Origin of the sequence: Lysobacter enzymogenes (assembly GCF_017168095.1) — a bacterium.
GTDB classification, from domain to species: domain Bacteria; phylum Pseudomonadota; class Gammaproteobacteria; order Xanthomonadales; family Xanthomonadaceae; genus Lysobacter; species Lysobacter enzymogenes_D.
In genome coordinates this window covers 14,351-35,672 of the sequence record NZ_LXSD01000279.1, presented here as the reverse complement: position 1 = coordinate 35,672, position 21,322 = coordinate 14,351, and the positions used below count along the sequence as shown (strand labels likewise).

The window sequence follows — 21,322 nt, the reverse complement described above, 5'->3', positions numbered from 1 at the left end:
CCCCGCCGCGCCGGCCGCTGCCGCCGCGCCGCCGCCGCGCCGCGCGCGGCGCTGGCTGCGCTGGCTGATCGCGCTGCCGTTCCTGTTCGCGCTGGCCTCGACCCTGCAGGTGGCGGCGCTGCGCTTCATCGACCCGCCGTTCTCGGCGTTCATGCTGATCCGCCAGTTCGAGGCCTGGGGCGAGGGCGATTTCGGCTTCCGCCTGGCCCACGACTGGCGCGACCTGGACGAGATCTCCGCCGACCTGCCGGTGGCGCTGGTGGCGTCCGAGGACCAGAAATTCGCCGATCACTACGGCTTCGACCTGGCCGCGATCGAGAAGGCGCGCAAGAACAACGAGCGCGGGCGCAATGTCCGCGGCGGCAGCACGATCAGCCAGCAGACCGCCAAGAACCTGTTCCTGTGGGGCGGGCGCAGCTGGGCGCGCAAGGGCCTGGAGGCCTGGTACACGCTGCTGATCGAGACGCTGTGGCCGAAGCACCGGATCATGGAGGTCTACGCCAACATCGCCGAGTTCGGCGACGGCGTGTACGGCGCGCAGGCCGCCGCGCGCACGTATTTCGGCAAGGACGCCGGCCGGCTCGGCCCCGGCGAGGCCGCGCGCATGGCCGCGGTGCTGCCCAATCCCAAGCGCTACAGCATCGCCAAGCCGGGGCCGTACGTGCAGCGGCGCGCGGCGGCGATCCAGCGGCAGATGCGCAACATCGGCGGCGACGGCTATCTCAAGCAGATCGAATGAGGCCGCCGCGGCCGTGCCCGCGACCGCCGCCGCCGCTACTATTCGCGGCATGGACCGCGAACGCGTCACCGTCGTTTTGGCCGCCTTCGACGAGGCGCAGAGCCTGCCGCTGCTGCAGCCGCGCATCGCCGCGGCGCTGGACGCGCTGGCCGCCGACGGCGTCGACGGCCAGGTGCTGTACGTCGACGACGGCAGCGGCGACGCCACCTGGAGCATCCTGCAGTCCTTCGCCGCGGCCGATCCGCGGGTGGGGCTGCTGCGGCTGTCGCGCAATTTCGGCAAGGAGGCGGCGCTGACCGCCGGCCTGGACTTGGTCGAGACCGGCGCGGCGCTGATCCTCGACGCCGACGGCCAGGATCCGCCGGAGCTGATCCCGCAGTTCGTGGCCAAGTGGCGCGAAGGCTTCGACGACGTCTACGGCACCCGCCTGGAGCGCGAAGGCGAGGGCTGGCTCAAGCGCTCCACCGCGCACGCCTTCTACCGGGTGATCGGGCGGCTCTCGCGCACCCCGATCCCGGCCGACACCGGCGACTTCCGCCTGCTCTCGCCGCGCGCGCTGGCCGCGCTGCGGCAGCTGCGCGAGCGCCACCGGTTCATGAAGGGCCTGTTCGGCTGGGTCGGCTACCACCGCGTCGCGCTGCCCTACCACCGCGGCGCGCGCGTGGCCGGGCGCAGCAAGTTCAACTTCTGGCGGCTGTGGAACCTGGCCCTGGAGGGCATCACCAGCTTCTCGACCGCGCCGCTGCGGCTGGCGACCTATCTGGGCCTGGCCACCGCGGCGCTGGCGTTCGCCTTCGCGCTCAAGGTGGTGCTCAAGGCGCTGCTGTTCGGCGACCCGGTGCAGGGCTGGCCGACGATGATGGCGGTGATCCTGTTCCTGGGCGGGGTGCAGCTGATCGCGCTGGGCCTGATCGGCGAATACCTGGGCCGGCTGTACGAGGAATCCAAGCGCCGGCCTTTATATCTCGTCGACACCTGGCAGCCGGCGGCGGGAGTATCCTCGGCCCGGAAAGCGATCTCTACGTTCCCCACGTTCGCGGAAGGAGACGGTCGTGCGCACAGTCAGACAGTTGTTGGAGGCGAAGACCGCTGAGGTCTTCGCGATCGGTCCCGACGCGCCGGTGATCGACGCGATACGGCTGATGGCGGAAAAACGCATCGGCGCGGTGTTGGTGATGGACGGCGCGCGCCTGGCCGGGATCCTGTCCGAGCGCGATTACGCGCGCAAGATCGTGCTGCAGGGGCGCTCGTCGGCGGACACGCCGGTGCGCGACATCATGACCGCGCAGGTGATCAGCGTGAATCTGGGCGACTCCGCCGAACACTGCATGCAACTGGTCACCGATCGGCGCATCCGCCATCTGCCGGTGCTGGAAGGCGGGCAGGTGGTCGGCGTGGTCTCGATCGGCGATCTGGTCAAGGCGGTGATCGAGGATCAGCGGGTGGAGCTGGATCAGTTGCAGCGCTATATCGCCAGTTGAGGTCGCGCCAGTTGAGGTCGGGCGCCAGTTGAGCTCGGGCGGTTGCGTCGTAGCCGGATCGGGAGCGAGACCTATCTACCGTCATGCCCGCGAAGGCGGGCATCCAGGGGCTTTATCGAGGCAGGACTCTGAAGTCTCTGGATCCCCGCCTTCGCGGGGATGACGGCTGGGGAGAATCGCCGCGAAACCCACCTACCGTCATGCCCGCGAAGGCGGGCATCCAGGGCTTTATCGAGGCATGGCGCTGAAGCCTTTGGATCCCCGCCTTCGCGGGGATGGCAGCGGGGTAGAGAGCGCAGCGGCCGGCAGCAGGGCGTCGTGGCGTGGCGTCGTTGTCGTATCGGCGCGGTCGCGGCTTGCGCCGCTCCTGCAGCCGGATACGAAACTGGCCGCAGACCCTGTAGGAGCGGCGCAAGCCGCGACCGCGACACATCGGTTGCGACGAAAGCCGGTTTCCCCGAAGGCCTCGCCCGCCGCTCAATTCACCACATGCTGCGCGCAACCGGTGTCCTTGCCCGGGCCCAACTCCAGCGTCGCCAGCAACGCCGCGGGCGGCGCGATCGCGCCGAGCGCCAGCGCCGCCGCGCCGCGCAGGCCCAGGCGCTTGTAGTCGGGGCGCGCGTTGGGGTTCTTGAACGTGCCGTTCACCAGCAGCGGCGTGCGCAGCGCCAGCAGGCTGCGGTCCTTGGGCCGCGGGCGGATGGTCAGGTCGAGTTTTTCCTGGTTCAGGTCGATCGTGCCGCTGCCGATCAGCACGGTATCGCTGGTGTCGAAGGCCAGCGCCTTGGCCGTCATCACGCCGTCGCGCACCGCGAAATCGCCGAAGCCGCAGCGGATCGGGATCTTGTGGTCGCCGACCAGCTTGAACTTGAGGATTTCGGCCACGTCGATGCCGGTGAATTCCATCAGCAGGTTGCTGATCTGGCCCTGGCCCATGCCGACGGCGACGCTGCCGTCGCTGCCGCCGAGCATCTTGGCGATGGAGTTGCCGCTGCCGCTGAGCGCGATGCGGCCGCCGACCTTGCCGATCGCGTCCTGGCCCAGCTTCACCGTCGGCATCAGCTTGGCCAGGGTCAGGCGCTGGGCGCGGATGTCGGCGCGGGTGCGCAGGGTCGCGGCGCGCGCGTCCATGGCGACGGTGGCGCGGATGTCGCCGTCGGCGACGCCGAAGTTCAGCGGATCGAGCTTGAGCAGGCCGTCTTCGAGCAGCAGCCGCGCCTGCATGTCGTCCAGCGGCCAGCCCGGCGCTTCGATGCGCGCGGCCTTGAGCTTCACGTCGGCGTCCATCGAGCGCAGCTTTTCCAGATGGTACGGCGTGTCCGGCAGCAGCCGCGCGCTGGCGTCCTGGCGCGCGTGCTGCGCGGCCAGTTCGGGATTGGTGCTTTCGCCGCGGCCCTGCTCGGGCGCGGCGCCGACGAAGCCGGCGAGGTCGTCGAAGTCCAGGCGCTTGGAGACCAGGTCGGCGCGCAGGTACGGGCGCTTGCCGGCGACGTCGACGCTGGCGTTGCCGGCCAGGTCGCTGTCGCCGACCTTGCCGGTGAAGCCGTCGTAGCGCCACAGCGCATCGCTGCGGCGCAGGCGGCCGTCGAGCGCGTACGGCGGCGTCGGCGGGATCGCCACGCCGATCAGCGGATACAGATCGGCGAGGTTCTTGCCGCTGAGCGCGAACTGCAGATCGAAGTTGCGCAGGTGGAACGGGTCGACCAGTTCGCCGCGGGCGTGGGCGCGGGTGGCGCCGGCGGCGGCGCGCAGGTTCAGCCGGTAGGGATTGCTCGTGTCGCGCAATTCCAGCGGCGACTCGGCGCGGCCTTCGAGGGTGAAGGCGTTGCTCTTCCAGCGGCCCTTGCCGGCCACGTCGACCGGCGGCGCGGCGTCTTCGCGCCTGGGCTGGCGGCTGGCGATGTCCAGGCGGATGTCGGTCTTGTCGGCCGGGTCGAGGAACTCCAGGCGGCCGTCGTCGATCCAGATGCGCCGGAACGTCGGCAGCTCGCCGCCGCCGCCGCTGTCGAACACCCAGTTGCCGCCGTGTTCGCGGTCGCTTTGCAGGTACACGCGCGGCTGGCTCAGGCGGATGTCGGGGATGCGGATGTCGCCCTTGAGCAGCGGCCACAGTTCGATCGCCAGTTCCAGCCGCTGCGCGCTGGCCATCAGCGGCTGCTGGGCCCAGGGCGCGTTGGCGAAGCTCAGCGCGTCGGCGCGGATCACCGGCACCCGTCCCAGGTCGACGTCGAGATTGCCGCCGATCTGCAGCTTGCGCCCGGTGCGCGCTTCGACCTGGCGCTCGATCGGGCCCTTGAACCAGTTCCAGTCCCACAGCGCGATCAGCGCCGCCAGCGCCAGCGCGAACAGGGCCAGCGCGCTCAGCCAGGGATGCCGGCGCGGCCAGGCGCGCGCCGGCGCGGAGGCGACGGAGTCCGGGACGGCAGATTCTGAGGGGGCGGAAGCGGAGTTCATCGCGAGAGCAGGCGGACGGCCGCATCAAAGGCCGGCCCGCGCAGGGGCCTGGTCGCTACGGTGGCCCCACCATCGCCAGGGCGCGGTAAAGCGTGGGTGAACGCGCGGTGGACGCGGCGTGCGGCGTTCAGGCCGTCATCGCCTCGGGCGTGGGCACCACCTGCGACAGCACCGAGACGTAATGGCAGACGCTGCCGGCGATCACGAACAGATGCCAGATCGCGTGCGAATACTTCAGCGAAGGGCGGTGGTAGAACACCGTGCCCAGGGTGTAGCACAGGCCGCCGGCGAGCAGCCAGCCGAGCGTCCAGGCATCGAGCGCGGCCAGCAGCGGCTTGGCCGCCACGATCACCAGCCAGCCCATCGCGATGTAGATCGCGGTGGACAGCAGCTTGAAGCGGCCGGTGTAGAACAGCTTGAACACGATCCCGGCCAGCGCCAGCGCCCAGATCGCCGCGAACAGGCCCCAGCCCCACGGCCCGCGCAGGCCGATCAGGGTGAACGGGGTGTAGGTGCCGGCGATCAGCAGGTAGATCGCGCAATGGTCGAACACCTTCAGCCGGCCCTTGGCGATGGGGTGCTGGATCGCGTGATAGAGCGTGGAGGCGATATACAGCAGCAACAGGCTGACGCCGAACACGATCGCGCTGCCCAATTGCCAGGCGTCGCCGTACAGCGCGGCCAGGGTGATCATCACCGACCCGCCGGCCAGCGCGGCGGTGGCGCCGAGACCGTGGGTGAGGGCGTTGGCGATTTCCTCGCGGATCGAGTGGTCGCCGTGTGCGGGGGCGTGGGCGGCGGTCATGGTTCGAGCATCCTAGCGCGCCGTGGAGCAAATGCTCACTGCCGCGGCGAATCGACCGCTGGGGTTAAGTGCGCGGCGTCGCGGATTCACCCGTCGGCGGGCACTGCGGCGTCCATGAACACGCTGGCGGTGGCGGTGGCGAGCCCGGCCAGGTTCGACAGGAACGGCGTCCGGGCGCGATCCCGGTGCAGCAGCGCGAACGGCAGCAACACCGGTGCGAACAGCGGCGAGCCCAGGCCCCCGGGCCGGGTCGTATCGGCGCTGGCTTCGGATTGCGGCGATCGCCCACTGTAGGAGCTGCGCGAGCTGCGACCGCGACAGTCGGGCTACGGCGGAGGCTTCGACGCGAGCGGTAGCTCCGCCGTCGCGGCTTGCGCCGCTCCTACAGGGCGATCGCGCAGGCGCGGCGCGATCCGGCCGCGGCGGCGGGCTTACTCCAGCGCATTGAGCCGGCGGATCCGCCGCAGCCGGCGCTGGATCTTGTGCGGCTGGGCGAAGCGGTATTCCTCCACTTCCACCGGCAGCGCGCAGTCCTCGCCGAAGGCCTCGCGCATGGCGTACAGGCGGCCGTTGCCTTCGAAGGCGAGCCAGCGCGCGCCGTCGGCGACGACCTTGATCTGCGAGACCGAGGGGATGATCTCGTTCAGCGCGGCCAGGTCGAGCGCGCCGCGCGCGAGCAGTTCGTCGCGGCGCGCGGCCAGCGCCTGCGCCCGCGCGCGGGTGGCCTGCAATGCCGATTCGCGGTCGATGCGGTGGATCGGCTGCAGCGCGCGCAGCGGCACCCGCGCCTGCGCCTTGTCGCTGCGCAGGCGATGGATGTCCATGATCACCTTGCCCATGTAAGCGTCCTTGTAGTCGAGCGCGGCGACTTCGCTGCGCTTGCTCAACAGGTACAGCCACCATTGGCGCAGGCGCGACATCGGCCTCAGTCGAGCGCGACCGCGTGGGCGTGCTCGCGCGTGGCCAGGAACTGCACGCCCGGCGAGCGTTCCTGCGCCAGCTGCAGGTTGACCCGGGTCGGCGCCAGGTAGACCAGTTCGCCGGCCGCGTCCACGGCCAGGTTCATCGCGTTCTTCTCGCGGAATTCTTCGAGCTTCCTGGCATCGGCGCAGCGGATCCAGCGCGCGGTGGCGACGCTGACCTGCTCGAAGCTGGCGTCGACGCCGTACTCGTCCTTCAGCCGATAGGCGACCACGTCGAACTGCAGCACGCCGACCGCGCCGAGGATCAGGTCGTTGCTCATCAGCGGGCGGAAGAACTGGGTCGCGCCTTCTTCCGACAACTGCGCCAGGCCCTTCTGCAGCTGCTTGAGCTTGAGCGGGTCGCGCAGGCGCGCGCGGCGGAACAGTTCCGGAGCGAAGTTGGGGATGCCGGTGAACGACAGGTTCTCGCCTTCGCTGAAGCTGTCGCCGATCGAGATGGTGCCGTGGTTGTGGATGCCGATGACGTCGCCGGGGTAAGCGCTCTCGGCGATCTCGCGGTCGCTGGCCATGAAGGTCAGCGCGTTGGCCAGCTTGATCTCCTTGCCGGTGCGCGCGTGGAAGGCCTTCATGCCGGCGCTGAACTTGCCCGAGCAGATGCGCATGAACGCGACCCGGTCGCGGTGCTGCGGGTCCATGTTGGCCTGGATCTTGAACACGAAGCCGGTGAGCTTGTCTTCGGTCGGCTGGATCTCGCGGCCGGTGGTCTCGCGCGGCTTGGGCGCGGGCGCGTGCTCGACGAAGAAGTCCAGCAGCAGCTGCACGCCGAAGTTGTTGACCGCCGAGCCGAAGAACACCGGGGTCTGTTCGCCGGCCAGGTATTTGTCCTTGTCGAACGGGTGCGAGGCGCCTTCGACCAGTTCGAGCTCTTCGCGCAGTTCGGCCAGCATGTTCTCGCCGATGCGCGCGGCCAGGGCCGGGTCGTCGATCGAGGCGAAGATGGTCGAGTCCTGGCGGGTGAAGTTGCGGCCCTGCTCGTACAGGTGCACCTCGCCGGTGAGCAGGTGGACCACGCCCTTGAGGCGCTGGCCCATGCCGATCGGCCAAGTGATCGGCGCGCACTGGATACCGAGCACGCTCTCGACTTCGTCGAGCAGGTCGATCGGGTTCTTGCCTTCGCGGTCGAGCTTGTTGATGAAGGTCATGATCGGGGTGTCGCGCAGGCGGCACACCTCCATCAGCTTGATCGTGCGTTCCTCCACGCCCTTGGCCACGTCGATCACCATCAGCGCCGAGTCCACCGCGGTCAGCACGCGGTAGGTGTCCTCGCCGAAGTCGGCGTGCCCCGGGGTGTCGAGCAGGTTGACGATGCGGTCTTCGTAGGGGAACTGCATCACCGAGGAGGTGACCGAGATGCCGCGCTCCTTTTCCAGCGCCATCCAGTCGGACGTCGCATGGCGCGCGGCCTTGCGGCCCTTGACCGAGCCGGCCATCTGGATCGCGCCGCCGAACAGCAGCAGCTTTTCGGTCAGGGTGGTCTTGCCGGCGTCGGGGTGCGAAATGATCGCGAAGGTGCGGCGGCGCAGGGCTTGCTGGGTGACTTCGGACATGGGAACGGCGCGCCCGGGGCGCGTCGGGTAGGCAGGAGAGGGCGGGGATTATACCTGCCGGCCGGGCGGGTGCCGGGGGGAGGCCCTTGTAGGAGCGACGCGAGTCGCGACCGCGACTTGCGGCGGCCGGCACGAGATTGAAGCCCCGCGGTCGCGACTCGCGTCGCTCCTACAGGAGAGCTTCGGGGCGTTAGCGGCCGCCGCCGGACAGGCGCAGGGGGCCTTGCGGGCCGGTCATGCGGAACGGGATCGATTCCAGGCGCATGCCGCGGTTGACCTGCACGGTGAAGTGCAGGTGCGGGCCGGTGCTGAAGCCGGTGTTGCCCGACAGGCCGATCTGCTGGCCGGCGCGCACGCGCTGGCCGACCCGCACCATCACCCCGTCGTCGCCCTTGAGGTGGGCGTACAGGGCCATCGTCCCGTCGTCGTGCAGGATGCGCACGAAGTTGGCGCGGTCGCCGAACTTTTCCAGGTTCAGCCCGGCCTTGTCGAAATCGGACTCGACCTGCATCACCGTGCCGTCGCGCGCGGCCAGCACCGGGGTGCCGATGTCGGCGGCGAAGTCCAGGGCGTAGCGGTGTTCGGGCTCGCTGTGGCTGAAATGGCCGCCGTAGCCCTGGTCGATGCGGAACTGCTGCTGGCGCAGCGGCAGCAGGTATTCGACGTTCTGCGGCCGCGCGCGCGGGTCGCCGGGCACCGAGCGCATGCTCAGTTCGAAATCGCCGCCGCGGCCGGGGTCTTGCGCGCTGAGCACGCTGATGACCGCGCTGCCGCGCGGGTCCAGGGTCGCGCTGGCCGGCAGCAGCGGACTGCCGATGATGTTGTTGCTGTGGTTGAAGTCCAGCCGCACCTCGATCGGCCCGGCCAGGGTGTTGTCGGCCCAGGCCAGGTAGCGGTCGCCGTCCTGCTGCACGCGCAGGCGCGCGATCGAACTGGGCTCGGAGCGGAACGGGATCACCTTGACCTCGGCGGCGCCCGCGGCGGCGGCCGTGGCCTGGCTGGGCGCGCGGTCGCCGTAGTGGGTCACGCCGTTGCGGTCGGTCCAGCGGTACAGCTTGCCGGCCTGCGCGCCGGCGGCGGCGAGCGCGAGCGCGGCGGCGAGGACGGCGGCGACGGCGGGGCGGAGGCGGGAGGAGGTCGGGCGCGGCATGGGTCGGCGGAAGGCGGGGGCCAGTCGGGGGCATCCTAGCCGGGACGGTCCGGGTCGAGGCGGTCGCGGCGGTTCAGTCGAGGCAGTCCGCCTGCAGTTGCAGGGCGCGGGCCACATCGCCCAGGTCGAAGGCGGCCACCGCGCGGTCGTCGTCGACCGCGTACAGCGCGCCGTAGGGGAAGGCGCGGGTCGCCGCGGCGTGCACGGCGATGCCGTCGGTGTGCGCGGTCGCCTCGCCGCGGAAGCTGCCGACCCGGCGCAGGCTGTCGCGTTCGAACACATGGAACACGGTCTGCGGGTCGAGCTGGTCGACCGCGATCCAGTAGCCGGCGCCGTGTGCGCAGTTCCACAGCGCCACGCCCTCGGCCTGGGCCTGGAAGCTGCCCGCCGCCACCGCGCGGCCGGTGTAGCGGCCGGCCAGGGTGTATTCGCGCAGGGTCGAGGCGCGGCTGAGGTCTTCGTCGGCGATCAGCAGGCGGTCGCCGGCGGCGTCGCCGGCGATGGATTCGACGATGCGCAGCGCGGCCGCGTCGCTGGTGTCGCCGAACGCGCCCAGGTATTCGCTGCTCATGCGGTCGGCCTCGTCGAAGCGCAGGCGGTAGCGGCGTACGCGCTGGTCGAGTTCGTTCAGCGCCGGCACCTGGTCGAACTTTGCGCCGTACATGAAGTTGTCGGTGACGTAGACCTCCAGCTCGCCCGGCGCGGTCTCGTTGAGCCACAGGCCGTAGGGACTGCGCAGCTGCGCTTCGCCGAAGCTGCCCAGCGGCGTCAGCTCGGGCAGGCGCAGCACTTGCACGCGGTGGTTGTCGCGTTCGGCCACGAACAGGTAGTCGCCGAACACCGCCAGGCCGTTGGGGCGCTTGAACTGGCCCAGGGCCTCGCCCTTGCCGCCGGCTTCGCGCAGGCGCTTGCCGCTGTCGGCGTCGTACACGGCCAGGCGGTGGCTGGATTTGGCGCTGGCGATCAGCCAGGTCGAGCCGTCGGCGGCGGGCCAGGTAGCCAGCGAATCCAGCTCGTCCTGCGGGCTGGGCGCGGACACGAAGCGTTCGGGCAGGGTCAGCGTCCCGGCCGGCGGCGCGAGCACGCGGCGCGCTTCGGGCGCGCGCGGCGGCGCCGAGGCGCAGGCGCCGAGCAGGGCGCAGGCGAGGAAAACGACGGCGAGGCGGCTGTTCATCGGCGCAAGTGTATGCGGCGCCGACGACAAGCGCGCGGCAGGCGGAGGCCGGCGGCCGCGTCCGGGTGGGCGCTAAATAATAAATCGCTATATGCGGATGAAGCGATTGACACGCCTCCATGCGCTCGGCAGACTGTGCCCATCCATCGAGACCGGCTGAGGGACAGGCCCTTAGAAGCCGGGGCAACCCAACGCAGCGCAAGCTGCGCGAAGGTGCCAATTCCTGCGGCCCGCCCGCGCCTTTCAGGCGTCGAGGCGACGGTCGGAAGATGGTTGCGAACACGCGCCCCGCAGCGCGTGCGCGACTTGCAGCTCGGTGGCCCGTTCACTTCACGGATGCCCGCCATGAGCTTCGCCCCGAACACCGCCGTCACCGAACGCCACGATTCCTACGCCGCCTATGCCGCGTCCGCCGCCGCGTTCGAACGTGCGCCGTCCGCGCGGCCCGGCGCCGTGCGCGGCGAGATCGCGGTCGAACTCGACCTGCGCCACGCCGGCCGCCGCGCGCTGCGCCTGCGCTACGAGATCCAGGGCGAGCGCACGCTGCCGGCGCTGTTCGTCGCCGGCGGCATCTCCGCGCACCGCCATCTGGCGCCGAGCCGCGAGTTCGGCGAAGGCGGCTGGTGGGAAAGCCAGGTCGGCGCCGGCCGCTCGCTGGATCCCTCGCGCCACTGCCTGGTCTCGTTCGACTGGATCGGCGCCGACGGCGCGCTCGACGTCGCCATCGACCCGGCCGACCAGGCCGACGCGGTCGCCGCGCTGCTCGACGCGCTGCGGATCGAACGCCTGCAGGCCTTCGTCGGCTATTCCTACGGCGCGATGGTCGGCCTGCAGTTCGCCGCGCGCCATCCGCAGCGGCTCGACGCGCTGGTCTCGATCAGCGGCACCCACCGCGCCCATCCCTACGCCGCCGCCTGGCGCGCGCTGCAGCGCCGCGCGGTCGCGCTGGGCGCGCTGCAGTGCGACGAGGCCCAGGGCCTGGCGCTGGCGCGCGAACTGGCGGTGCTGAGCTACCGCACTCCGGAAGAATTCGCCGAGCGCTTCGGCGCCGCGCAGGTGGTCGACGGCCGCGTGCGCGTCGACGCCGAGGACTATCTCGACCACTGCGGCAACAAGTACGTCGCCCGCACCTCGCCGACCGCGTTCCTGCGCCTGTCCGAATCGATCGACCTGCAGCAGCTCGACCCGGCCGCGATCCGCGTGCCGGTCACCGTGGTCGCGGTCAGCGAAGACCGCCTGATTCCGCTGAGCGAGTCCTACGACCTGGTCGAACGCCTGCGCGGCGAAACCCGCCTGCGCGTGCTGCGCTCGATCTACGGCCACGACGCCTGCCTGAAAGAACAGTCCCAGATCGACACCATTCTTCGCGAAGCGTTGGCCGACTGTACGTCGGCGGCCGCCTGAGCATTCACTTTTACGGAGCGGCCCACGTGAGCAACGACAGCATCCAGACCCAGACCCGCAACGCCTGTACCGCCGCCGTGCGCGCCGGCATCGACCGCGACGCCGCCTACGGCGCGGTGACCCCGCCGATCGTGCTGTCGTCGAACTTCAGCTTCGCCGGCTTCAACGACAAGCGTCAGTACGACTACACCCGCAGCGGCAACCCGACCCGCGACCTGCTCGGCGAAGCGCTGGCCGAACTCGAAGGCGGCGCCGGCGGCGTGATCACCTCCACCGGCATGTCCGCCATCACCCTGGTGCTGCACGCCTTCCTCAAGCCCGGCGACCGCATCGTGGTGCCGCACGACGGCTACGGCGGCAGCTGGCGGCTGTTCAACGCGCTGGCCGCCAAGGGCGCGTTCGAGCTGATCACCGCCGACCTGACCGACCCGCGCTCGCTGACCGAAGCGCTGGCGACCGAGCCGGCCGTGGTCTGGATCGAAACCCCGTCCAACCCGCTGCTGCGCATCACCGACCTGCGCTTCGTGATCGAGGCCGCGCAGGCCAAGGGCGCGCTGACGGTGGTCGACAACACCTTCCTGTCGCCGGCGCTGCAGCGGCCGATCGCGTTCGGCGCCGACCTGGTCGTGCATTCGACCACCAAGTACATCAACGGCCACAGCGACGTGGTCGGCGGCGCGGTGGTGGCCAAGAGCGCCGAGCACCACCAGCAGCTGATCTGGTGGGCCAACGCGCTCGGCCTGACCGGCTCGCCGTTCGACGCCTTCCTGACCCTGCGCGGCCTGCGCACGCTCGACGCGCGCCTGCGCGTGCACCAGGAGAACACCCAGGCCATCGCCGAACTGCTCGACGCCCACCCGGCGGTGCGCGTGGTCCATTACCCGGGCCTGGCCTCGCACCCGGGCCACGCCCTGGCCGCGCGCCAGCAGAAGGGCTTCGGCGCGATGCTCAGCGTCGAGATCGACGGCGGCGTCGATGCCGTGCGCGCGTTCGTCGACGGGCTGACCTGCTTCACCCTGGCCGAATCGCTCGGCGGCGTGGAGAGCCTGGTCGCGCATCCGGCCACCATGACCCACGCGGCGATGTCGGCCGAAGCGCGCGCCGCCGCCGGCATCGGCGACGGCCTGCTGCGCCTGTCGGTCGGCATCGAACACGTCGACGACCTGATCGCCGATCTCCAGGCCGCCCTCGACCGCGCCAGCGCGGCGGTGGCGACGGCGGCGCGCGCGAAACGATGAGCGCCGTCGCCGCCAGCGCTTTGCACGAGCACCAGGCCGTCGCGCAGGCGCCGGCGCCGCGTCCCTCCCCAACGGTCGGCGCGGCGCCTGCGCGGGTGGCCTTGCTCGGCACCGGCACGGTCGGCGGCGCGGTGCTGGCGCGGTTGGGCGGCTGGCGCGGAACGCCGCTCGGCGAGCGCCTGCGCCTGGTGCACGTGGCCAATTCGCGCCGCGCCACGGCCGATGCGGACGGGATCGTGCCCGAGCACGCGGCCAGCGCGCTGGCCGCGGCCGATCGCAGCAGTTCGCTCGATGCGGTGGCCGAGGTGCTGTCCGGCGGCTCGGGCGCGCGCGTGGTGATCGACGCCACCGCCAGCGAAGCGGTGGCCGAGCGCCATGCGCAGTGGTTGGCGCAGGGCATCCACGTGGTCACCGCGTGCAAGATCGGCCAGGGCACCTCGCTGGCGCGCTGGCGCGCGATCCGCGAGGCCTGCGCGGCCGGCGGCGCGGGCTATGGTGACAGCGCCACGGTCGGCGCGGGTTTGCCGCTGCTGCGCAGCCTGCGCGAGCTGCAGGCCGGCGGCGACCGCATCCACGCCATCGCCGGCGTGTTGTCGGGTTCGCTGGCGTGGCTGTTCAATCATTACGACGGCATGCGCCCGTTCTCGGCGCTGGTGCGGCAGGCGCGCGACGCCGGCTACACCGAGCCGGACCCGCGCGACGACCTGTCCGGCGAAGACGTGCGGCGCAAGCTGCTGATCCTGGCACGCGCGGCCGGCGTGGCGCTGGACGCGGGCGAGGTCGAGGTCGCCTCGCTGGTGCCGCCGGAACTGGCGATCCTCAGCCGCGAAGGCGTCGACGCCGCGTTGCCCGCGCTCGACGCGCCGCTGCGCGAACGCTATGCGCAGGCCTACAAGAACGGCGAGAAGCTGCGCTTCATCGCCCGCCTGGAGCGCGTCGACGACGGCAACGGCGCGAACGGCCGTGTCGCCGCCCGGGTCGGCCTGCAGTCGCTGCCGGGCGATCATCCGCTGGCCGCCGGCGCCGGCACCGACAACAAGGTCGCGATCTGGTCCGACCGTTACCGCGCCCAGCCGCTGGCGATCCAGGGCCCCGGCGCCGGCGCCGAGGTCACCGCCGCCGGCCTGCTCGACGATGTGTTGCGGCTGGTGGGTTGAGCCCGGCGCAACCGGGTCCTGCCACGGCGCACGCCGCCGATCTGCGCGCGGTCACCCTTTGTTACAAACTGCGATTCGCTACGACGCAGCGGCTACATGCCGGCACCACATAATCGGTGGAAACCGGCCGACAGCAGCGGCGCGCTCGGCCTAGAATGCCGCGCGGGCCGGCCGGAATCGTTCCGGCCGCACCGGCATTCCGACACGGGCAGGTGGGCATGAAGAGCGGCGCAGGTTGGCTGGTGATGGTCGCATTGGCGTGCGCCGCGGGCTGCAGCCCGATGCAGCACGTGGTCGCACCGGTGAAGCGGATGGTGCTGGACCCCAAGCGCGAATTCGACCGCACGCCCGAACCGGCCGCGCCGGACTATCGCGACGCGCGCTACTGGGCCTCGCTGCCGGACAAGCGCGACGGCGCCGACGCCACCCCGATCGGCATGCGCAACCGCCAGGCCGACGCCTCGGTGGATGTGTTCTACATCCATCCCACCACGTACTTCAGCCGCGCCGGCTGGAACCAGCCGCTCGACGACGAAGACGCCAACCGCGGCACCGAGTTCACCCTGCGCGCGCAGGCCAGCGCGTTCAACGACGTCGGCCGGATCTACGCGCCGCAGTACCGGCAGATGACGCTCAACGGCTATTTGTCGGCGTCCGACGGCGACCGCGACAAGGCGCTGGACCTGGCCTATCGCGATGTGCGCGCGGCGTTCGACGCGTTCCTGGCGCAGTGGTCGCACGGGCGGCCCTTCATCATCGCCGCGCACAGCCAGGGCAGCGGCCACGGCTTGCGCCTGATCTCCGAGCTGATGTCGGACCGCGGCTCAGACCCGGCCCTGCGCAAGCGCCTGGTCGCCGCCTACCTGATCGGCGCGCCGGTGCCGCGCGACGCGTTGGCGGAAACCGTGCCCGGTGTCGCGTTGTGCGCGAGCCCGGAGCAGACCGGCTGCGCGGTGTTCTACAACGCGGTCGAGGCCGGCGCATTCGAGCCGGGCGAGCGGCCCAAGCGTTTCGAGCGGGTGCGGGCGTGGTATCCCGGCGGCTTCCGCACCCTCGAGCGGCCGTCGCTGCTGTGCGTGAACCCGGTGACCTGGCGCGCCGACCAGGCGTCCAGCCCGCTGTCCGCGCACCTGGGCGCGCTGCACGCCGAGCGCAACCGGCCGCTGCCGGAGCCGCAGCCGCGGCGGGTGAGCGCGCGCTGCGACGACGACGGCCTGCTGCAGACCACGCTGCCGGACGGCGAATGGCGGCAGTGGTGGTTCGGCGGCGACCAGCACGTCAACGATTACCAGCTGTTCTACATGGACATCCGCGCCAATGCCGCGCAGCGCGTCGCCGCCTTCGGCCATCGCGCCGGCGCCGCGCCGGCCGCGGCCGCTGCGGTCGCGCCCAAGGCCAGGCCGAGGAAGCCGGCGCGCCCGCGCTGAGCGCGTCTGCGCGGCGAAGGTCGCGGATGCAAGGAGCGTTGCTGCGATGGATCTCGACGCCGACATCGTTCCCGGCCGCAGCCTCGGCGGCTTCGCCCTGGGCGAGTCGGCGCTGGCGCGCGTGGTCGAACTGGAACAGCGCCACCAAGTGCGCCAATGGCTCGCGCTGGATCCGCGCTACACCTGCGTGCGCATCGACGACGCGCTGCTGCTGATCGTCGACAACTGCGACTTCGCCGTGGTCGATCTGGCCGCGCTGGCCGGCTATCGCGGCCGCCTGTTCGGGTACATCGGCCCTGGCCTGAGCGTGCGCGAGCTGATCGCCGGCGCGTCCAGCGCCTTGCTCGCGGCGATGTCGCTGGACGACGGGTTCCTGTACCTGGACCGGGAGCGCAGCGTCGGGTTCGAACTGCCGGCGGAGCATCAGGACAGCGTCGACCGGATCGAAGACCTGCCCGAAATCCTGGTGCTGGAAGTGCTGCACGTGATGCCGGCGCAGATGCGGCGTGTGCCCGGGCGCGGCGGCACATGGGTGTGGCGGCCGGTGGAGTGATCCCGCCGCGTTGGGCGCCGCCGTCGGCGGCGCATCGATACAGGCTTGCTGATCCGATGCCGACCGCGCATCGGCGCGCACGTTCGCGTTCGATCCTTTCCGCGCTCGGGCGCGAACGCGCAGCCGCAAAAACGAAATCGGAGCGCCGATCGGGGGGATGACCGGCGCTCCGCTGCAGATCGCTCCGGCGTATCGCTCGCCGAGGCTTTGCAAAACTTGGACTTCGAAACGCCCTGAAGCGTTTCAAGCGAACGGTGCGGGCGAGGGCGCGGCGGCCTTCGTCCCGACCCCTCTCCCGCACGCGGGAGAGGGGCTGCAGCAGACGCTAGAGACGGATCACTTCAGGCCGTCGTCGATCGCGGTGGCCAGGCTGCCGGTCGCGTCGTCGCCGCTGAACTCCCAGAAGAACGCGCCGCCGAGGTTCTGCGCCTTGACGTACTGCATCTTCTCGTTGATCAGCTGCGGCGAGTCGTAGCTCCAGAAGGTGCTGCCGTCGTACTTCCAGGTGGCGCGGGCGGTGGCGTCGGTGTAGATCGTGCCCGGCTTGTTCTTGAGCACCTTGTAGTCTTCGATGCCGGCCTCGTAGGTGCCCGGCGCCGCGGTGCCGTTCTGGTACAGGCCGTTGGCGACGTTCTGCACGCCGGTCCAGCCGCGGCCGTAGAAGCCGATGCCCAGGTTGAGCTTGGACGCCGGCACGCCGCGGCTGAGGAAGGCCTGGATCGCGTCGTTGGAGTTGTACAGCTTCTGGTCGCCGGTGGACGGATCGTTCGGCGAGGCGTACAGCGCCGAGTGATGGCCGGTCTTGGGATCCCACGCGCCGTGGAAGTCGTAGGTCATCACGTTGATGAAGTCCAGGTACTGATGGTACGCGCCCGGATCGGTCACGCGGATCTTGTCGACGCCGGCGCCGACCGCGACCGTGAGCAGCAGGCCCGGACGCACCGCGTTGAGCTGGCGGCGGAACTCGGCCAGCAGCGCGGTGAAGTTGGCGTTGTCTTCCGGCTTGCCGCACTCGATGCCGCAGGCCACCGGGTATTCCCAGTCGATGTCGATGCCGTCGAACACGCCCGCCGCCGCGCCGACGCCGCCGGCGCCGTCGGTGACCGGAATGTTGCCCTTGATGTAGGCGTCGACGCACGAGGCGACGAAGGCCTGGCGGTTTTCAGGACGCGCCGCGCTGGAGAAGCCGCGCGACCAGGTCCAGCCGCCGAGCGAGATCAGCACCTTCAGGCCCGGGTACTTGGCCTTGAGCTGCTTGAGCTGGTTCCAGTTGCCGCGCAGCGGCTGATCCCAGGTGTCGGACGCGCCGCTGACGCTCTCGCCGGCCTGGAAGGCCTTGGTGTAATCGGCGAACGCGTCGCCGCCGGCGCCGGTGTTCGGATCCGACGGAATGGTCACGCCGACTTCGCAACGGTTGTTGCGCACGTTGCCGAAGGCGTAGTTGATGTGGGTGATCTTCGCCGCCGAACCGGAGGTGTCGATGTTCTTGACCCGGTAGTTGCGACCGTAGATGCCCCACTGGGCGAAGTAGCCGATCTTGTGCTTGTTGCCGCCGGTGCCGCCCGGCTTGGTGGTGGCGCTGATCGACGCGCTCTGCGCCGAGGCGTTGCCGGCGTTGTCGCGCGCGCGCACGGTGAAGCTGTAGCTGGTGCTCGGGCTCAGGCCGGAGACGGTGTAGGTGGTGGTGGTCGGCGAGCCGGCGAGGCTGCCGTTGCGGTACACGTCGTAGCCGGCCACGCCGCTGCCGCCGGCGTTGTCGGTGGAGGCGTTCCAGCTCAGCGCCACGCTGTTGGAGGTCTGCGACGGCGAGGCCAGGCCGCCGGGCACGCTCGGCGGGGTGGTGTCGCTGGAGCCGCCGTTGACGGTGATGCTGACCGCGGACGAGGTGGTGGTCGCGTTCTGGTTGTCCTTGGCCACGGCGGTGAAGCTGTGGCTGCCGGCGGTGGCGTTGTTCCAGGTCACGCTGTAGGGCGCGGTGGTGTCGACGCCGAGCGAGGTCGTGCCGCGGAAGAATTCGACGCTGGCGACGGAACCGTCGCTGTCGGCGGCGTTGGCGCTGACGGCGATGTTGGCGCCGGCGTTGTAGCTGGCGCCGTTGCTCGGCGAGGTCAGGCTGACCGTCGGCGGCTGGTTGACCGGGCCGGTGCTGCAGGCGCCCAGGTCGGCGTAGTAGTTGCAGCTCGGGCAGTAGGTCGGCGGCGTGTTCCAGATCGGCCCGTTGGCTTGGTACAGGCGGTTCTGGTAGGTCAGCTTGTCGCCGGCGGCGTAGATGGTGGAGGCGTTCCAGGCGGGAACGCCGGTGCAGGCGGCTTGCGCCCACGCCGTCGACATCGACGACGCGGCGAGCATGCCGGTCAGCAACAGCAGGTTGGCGGACCGTGCGTGTCTCATGGTGCTTCCTCTCTCCCGATGCATAGTCAAGACTTCGCCGGCCGCGCGCGGCCGGCGGCGATTTCCCGCCCGTGTCGAAGGAAGGTCGTCGAACCTTCCGATTGCATGGGAGGCTCGGGCCTCCTCGTCGATCGGCGTCGTCGCGCCGTCGTGGGGTGTAGCGGTGTTGCGGCGCACCGCCGCCCGAAGCGGCTGGACCGGTGCGATAGGCCGGCCATGCGCGAGAGTCCTTGGTTGTCAGCGAATGCCTTCAGCGAGTGCGGCCGGGCCGCGGTGGCGTGCGGTGTTGCGCGTGCGATCCCTCCGACGGCCCTGCCAACGAACCGATCGGCGCGCCGTTCGGATGGGGAAACTGGCCGCGCGTGACAACGTTGTCAACCAATCGTCCGAGGCTTTGCGCGCTGGTTCACAGAACCTCGTGACAACGTTTGCGCGAAATGGCGCGATTTGCTGCGGCGCAGCGAGTGGTGGCGCAAGATGATGAGTAAAAACAGTGACTTGTGTCGATGTCCTGTGGACATCTCGATTCGTAGGCAAGTCAATGTATTGCGCTATTGGGAGTCTGGTTCGGTTTCGGGCGCAAGGATGCAAGTTCCGCTAGCCAAACGCGCACCCAGCGTTTTGAAAAGGAATCAGCGGAAAAAATCTGCGCAACTCGTGCCGTCATCAGTCTTGTTGCGCGGTTGTGTGGATATGAAAAGCATTATTTGTGGAGTTTCTTTTTTGATGTCCGATTTTGAGCAACGGCTACTTGTTGCGCCTGCAGGAGCGGCCTAGTCTTGGCCCGCTGCCACGGCCGATCGGGCGCACCGGTACGACCGGAGCGATCGCGCCGGCCGGGATGCGCAGGACAAACAAAAAAGGACTTTTATGAAGCTGGCGGCATGGCTCAACGCATTGCTCGACACGCGAGTGCATGGACGCATCGCCAGCGATCCGCGTACCGGCGCCGCAAAGCCGCTGGGATGTCCGAAACACCGCGTGTTCAAGGACGCCATCGACAGCGGGCAGGCCGACTTCGACGCCTCCCGCGCATTGAGCGTCGACGGGCAAACGCTGGTTCTGAGCGGCGACGATCGCGCTTTGCTCTATGCGATGTTCAACCAGCCCCGTCATCTGGACGAGTTGCGTCACGCCTTCGAACTGCTTTCGCCCGACGGCCCTTCGGTCGCGAATCTCATCGACATCGGTTGCGGCCCGTGCACTGCAGGACTGGCGTATGCGAGCGTCGTCGGCGCCGGTGCGCCGTTTCGTTATTACGGTATCGATCGCGCCAGCTCGATGCGGCGATTGGCCGAAGAGCTCTTCCGCGGCGCCGCGCACGCCGGCGGCCTGCATCCGCAAACGCGCGCTTCGTTCTTCGACAGCCTGGAGTCTGCGCAATTCGACAAGCGCAACTGGGGGCATTCGCTGGCGGTGGTGTGCTACCTGCTTTCCAGTCAGACGGTGGATCCGGCCGAACTGGCCAAGCAGATCGCCGCAGCGCTGGACCGCGCCGGGCCGGGCCCTCAAACCATTTTGCATATCAACAGCGCGAACGCGTATGCCAACCGCAATTGGCCGGTTTTCAGGAAAGCGCTGGCCGCACAGGGATTCGGCCTGGTTCACGAAGAAAAAGAGCCTTTCACGGACACCGACAAATCGGTTGTGGAGATCTCCTACGCGTTGTTCCACCGGCCCAAACAGGACGTGATGAAGATTGGAGACGACCGATGAAGCTGCCGAAACTGGGCGATCTGACGCCCGAACAGCTGAGCGTTTACGAGTATCCGCATGACCGGCATCTGTTCGTGATCGGTCCGCCGGGCTCGGGCAAGACTACCCTGGCGGTGATGCGCGCCAATTTCATCGTCAATACCGGGCTCGCGGTCCAGGTGATCACCCGCAACAAGCTGCTGGTCGGGTTGGCGGGCCAGTTGGCGCGCGAAGCGATCGGCGGCGACGAGGGTTTCAGCGCCTCGACCATGAACCAGTTCGTATCCAAGCACCACAACGACACCATCGGCCGCTATGCACCCGAACCGACGCCGTACCACTACGATTGGGACCGGATCATCGCCGAATACGATGCGCGCGGCATCCAGCCGGATATCGAGCATGTGCTGATCGACGAGGGCCAGAATCTGCCTGCCCCGTTCTTCGAGTGGATGGTGCGCTTCGTCGCCAAGGTCGTCACCGTATTCGCCGACGAAAACCAGACCACCAGCGATGGGCGCGCAAGCGTCCGCGAAATTTACCAGTGCCTTGGCTCCGGGCCGTTCCAACTGTCGCTTAACCTGCGCAACACCCCGGAAATCGCCCGCGTGGCCGAGCATTTCCATCGCGATGCGCAGGTGCCGCCGGCGATGGTCTCGCGGCCCTCCAGCGGCAGCCTGCCGCGTTTGATCAGGGCGCCGAATATGGACGCGCTGGCAACCATGGTCGATGTGCACTTCGACAACCGCGGCGATTGCGTCGGGGTGATCGTTCGGCGTATGGACGAGGTCACTTCGATGGCCGCGCGCCTCAGGGCCTTGGTCGAGCCGCATGTTCGGGTGGAGGCGTACACCAGCGCAGCACCCCTGGGTTACCAGCGTATCCGGACCATGGATCCCGGCATCACGGTTTTGACGGGCGAGTCCGCCATCGGGCTGGAGTTCGATACCGTCTTCCTGCAGGACCTGGAGCGCTCCCTGCCCGCGGCGGACGTGGCGGACGCCCGGCGAATGTATATGCTGTGCGCAAGAGCGCGCGACAGGTTGACCCTCGTCGACGGGCCCGAACCGCTGTCGTCCGATAAACTATCCGACTTGCCTGGCCCCGACCTGCTCCAGCGATGA

At 69.7% G+C, this 21,322-nt stretch carries 18 protein-coding genes and 1 riboswitch; of the genes, 10 read left to right on the top strand and 8 right to left on the bottom strand.

The features are described from left to right. From mtgA to A7A76_RS08600, 3 genes are all read left to right on the top strand, one after another. Positions 1-739: monofunctional biosynthetic peptidoglycan transglycosylase (gene mtgA, locus A7A76_RS08610; RefSeq protein WP_241200819.1), on the top strand; the 739-nt coding region annotated here is incomplete at its 5' end. A 49-nt stretch (positions 740-788) separates the two neighbouring features. Then, entirely contained in the window at positions 789-1,832 is a 1,044-nt protein-coding gene (locus A7A76_RS08605) for a glycosyltransferase family 2 protein (protein WP_206410812.1), read from the top strand. Next, complete coding sequence (locus tag A7A76_RS08600) at positions 1,792-2,220, top strand: CBS domain-containing protein (RefSeq protein ID WP_206410811.1); 429 nt, start codon at positions 1,792-1,794, stop codon at positions 2,218-2,220. The genes A7A76_RS08605 and A7A76_RS08600 overlap by 41 nt, the downstream gene beginning before the upstream one ends. Positions 2,221-2,697: 477 nt before the next feature. Here the strand turns inward: A7A76_RS08600 and A7A76_RS08595 are convergent, their stop codons facing one another. The 7 genes from A7A76_RS08595 to A7A76_RS08570 form a co-directional block, all read right to left on the bottom strand. Continuing rightward, positions 2,698-4,674 carry an AsmA family protein gene (locus A7A76_RS08595; RefSeq protein ID WP_206410810.1) on the bottom strand — a complete coding sequence of 659 codons (1,977 nt, stop codon included), beginning with the start codon at positions 4,672-4,674 and terminating at the stop codon, positions 2,698-2,700. Between the two features lie 127 nt (positions 4,675-4,801). Continuing rightward, the gene (gene trhA / locus A7A76_RS08590; protein WP_206410809.1) at positions 4,802-5,479 is read right to left on the bottom strand and encodes a PAQR family membrane homeostasis protein TrhA; all 678 of its coding nucleotides are present in this window, start codon (positions 5,477-5,479) and stop codon (positions 4,802-4,804) included. A gap of 86 nt (positions 5,480-5,565) precedes the next feature. After that, positions 5,566-5,688, bottom strand: coding sequence for a hypothetical protein (locus A7A76_RS25850; RefSeq protein ID WP_277425800.1), 123 nt, complete (start codon positions 5,686-5,688; stop codon positions 5,566-5,568). A 222-nt stretch (positions 5,689-5,910) separates the two neighbouring features. Then, the gene (locus tag A7A76_RS08585; RefSeq protein WP_206410808.1) at positions 5,911-6,399 is read right to left on the bottom strand and encodes a hypothetical protein; all 489 of its coding nucleotides are present in this window, start codon (positions 6,397-6,399) and stop codon (positions 5,911-5,913) included. A 5-nt stretch (positions 6,400-6,404) separates the two neighbouring features. Next, on the bottom strand, positions 6,405-8,009 hold the full coding sequence (locus A7A76_RS08580; RefSeq protein ID WP_206410807.1) for a peptide chain release factor 3: 1,605 nt from the start codon (positions 8,007-8,009) through the stop codon (positions 6,405-6,407). A gap of 190 nt (positions 8,010-8,199) precedes the next feature. Continuing rightward, positions 8,200-9,159: a peptidoglycan DD-metalloendopeptidase family protein gene (locus A7A76_RS08575; protein ID WP_206410806.1), complete on the bottom strand. Its 960-nt coding sequence runs from the start codon at positions 9,157-9,159 to the stop codon at positions 8,200-8,202. A gap of 73 nt (positions 9,160-9,232) precedes the next feature. Then, positions 9,233-10,333: a phytase gene (locus A7A76_RS08570; RefSeq protein WP_206410805.1), complete on the bottom strand. Its 1,101-nt coding sequence runs from the start codon at positions 10,331-10,333 to the stop codon at positions 9,233-9,235. A 140-nt stretch (positions 10,334-10,473) separates the two neighbouring features. Continuing rightward, positions 10,474-10,609: riboswitch (SAM riboswitch) on the top strand. 69 nt (positions 10,610-10,678) lie between these two features. On the opposite strand from A7A76_RS08570, the gene metX reads away from it, so the two are divergent. The 5 genes from metX to A7A76_RS08545 all read left to right on the top strand — a co-directional run bounded on the left by metX (position 10,679) and on the right by A7A76_RS08545 (position 16,112). After that, positions 10,679-11,737, top strand: coding sequence for a homoserine O-succinyltransferase MetX (metX, locus tag A7A76_RS08565; RefSeq protein WP_241200818.1), 1,059 nt, complete (start codon positions 10,679-10,681; stop codon positions 11,735-11,737). 26 nt (positions 11,738-11,763) lie between these two features. Continuing rightward, the gene (locus A7A76_RS08560) at positions 11,764-12,975 is read left to right on the top strand and encodes an O-succinylhomoserine (thiol)-lyase (protein ID WP_206410804.1); all 1,212 of its coding nucleotides are present in this window, start codon (positions 11,764-11,766) and stop codon (positions 12,973-12,975) included. After that, on the top strand, positions 12,972-14,132 hold the full coding sequence (locus A7A76_RS08555; protein WP_206410803.1) for a homoserine dehydrogenase: 1,161 nt from the start codon (positions 12,972-12,974) through the stop codon (positions 14,130-14,132). Before A7A76_RS08560 ends, A7A76_RS08555 begins: the two co-directional genes overlap by 4 nt. Positions 14,133-14,350: 218 nt before the next feature. After that, entirely contained in the window at positions 14,351-15,559 is a 1,209-nt protein-coding gene (locus A7A76_RS08550) for a DUF3089 domain-containing protein (RefSeq protein WP_206410802.1), read from the top strand. A gap of 46 nt (positions 15,560-15,605) precedes the next feature. Continuing rightward, a complete protein-coding gene (locus A7A76_RS08545) occupies positions 15,606-16,112 on the top strand; it encodes a hypothetical protein (RefSeq protein WP_206410801.1) in 507 nt (168 codons plus the stop codon). Positions 16,113-16,448: 336 nt separating this feature from the next. Here the strand turns inward: A7A76_RS08545 and A7A76_RS26040 are convergent, their stop codons facing one another. Beyond that, positions 16,449-18,461, bottom strand: a complete 2,013-nt coding sequence (locus A7A76_RS26040; protein WP_343225303.1) for a glycosyl hydrolase family 18 protein — start codon at positions 18,459-18,461, stop codon at positions 16,449-16,451. 912 nt (positions 18,462-19,373) lie between these two features. On the opposite strand from A7A76_RS26040, the gene A7A76_RS08535 reads away from it, so the two are divergent. Together A7A76_RS08535 and A7A76_RS08530 are read left to right on the top strand one after the other, a co-directional pair. Continuing rightward, positions 19,374-20,219 carry a hypothetical protein gene (locus tag A7A76_RS08535; RefSeq protein ID WP_206410800.1) on the top strand — a complete coding sequence of 282 codons (846 nt, stop codon included), beginning with the start codon at positions 19,374-19,376 and terminating at the stop codon, positions 20,217-20,219. Then, positions 20,216-21,322 carry an AAA family ATPase gene (locus A7A76_RS08530; protein ID WP_206410799.1) on the top strand — a complete coding sequence of 369 codons (1,107 nt, stop codon included), beginning with the start codon at positions 20,216-20,218 and terminating at the stop codon, positions 21,320-21,322. The genes A7A76_RS08535 and A7A76_RS08530 overlap by 4 nt, the downstream gene beginning before the upstream one ends.

Coding starts and splice junctions, on each gene's coding strand:
- A7A76_RS08605 (WP_206410812.1), top strand. CDS start 789: ATGGACCGCGAACGCGTCACCGTCGTTTTGGCCGCCTTCGACGAGGCG.
- A7A76_RS08595 (WP_206410810.1), bottom strand. CDS start 4,674: ATGAACTCCGCTTCCGCCCCCTCAGAATCTGCCGTCCCGGACTCCGTC.
- trhA (WP_206410809.1), bottom strand. CDS start 5,479: ATGACCGCCGCCCACGCCCCCGCACACGGCGACCACTCGATCCGCGAG.
- A7A76_RS08585 (WP_206410808.1), bottom strand. CDS start 6,399: ATGTCGCGCCTGCGCCAATGGTGGCTGTACCTGTTGAGCAAGCGCAGC.
- A7A76_RS08580 (WP_206410807.1), bottom strand. CDS start 8,009: ATGTCCGAAGTCACCCAGCAAGCCCTGCGCCGCCGCACCTTCGCGATC.
- A7A76_RS08575 (WP_206410806.1), bottom strand. CDS start 9,159: ATGCCGCGCCCGACCTCCTCCCGCCTCCGCCCCGCCGTCGCCGCCGTC.
- A7A76_RS08570 (WP_206410805.1), bottom strand. CDS start 10,333: ATGAACAGCCGCCTCGCCGTCGTTTTCCTCGCCTGCGCCCTGCTCGGC.
- metX (WP_241200818.1), top strand. CDS start 10,679: ATGAGCTTCGCCCCGAACACCGCCGTCACCGAACGCCACGATTCCTAC.
- A7A76_RS08555 (WP_206410803.1), top strand. CDS start 12,972: ATGAGCGCCGTCGCCGCCAGCGCTTTGCACGAGCACCAGGCCGTCGCG.
- A7A76_RS08550 (WP_206410802.1), top strand. CDS start 14,351: ATGAAGAGCGGCGCAGGTTGGCTGGTGATGGTCGCATTGGCGTGCGCC.
- A7A76_RS08545 (WP_206410801.1), top strand. CDS start 15,606: ATGGATCTCGACGCCGACATCGTTCCCGGCCGCAGCCTCGGCGGCTTC.
- A7A76_RS26040 (WP_343225303.1), bottom strand. CDS start 18,461: ATGCTCGCCGCGTCGTCGATGTCGACGGCGTGGGCGCAAGCCGCCTGC.
- A7A76_RS08535 (WP_206410800.1), top strand. CDS start 19,374: ATGAAGCTGGCGGCATGGCTCAACGCATTGCTCGACACGCGAGTGCAT.
- A7A76_RS08530 (WP_206410799.1), top strand. CDS start 20,216: ATGAAGCTGCCGAAACTGGGCGATCTGACGCCCGAACAGCTGAGCGTT.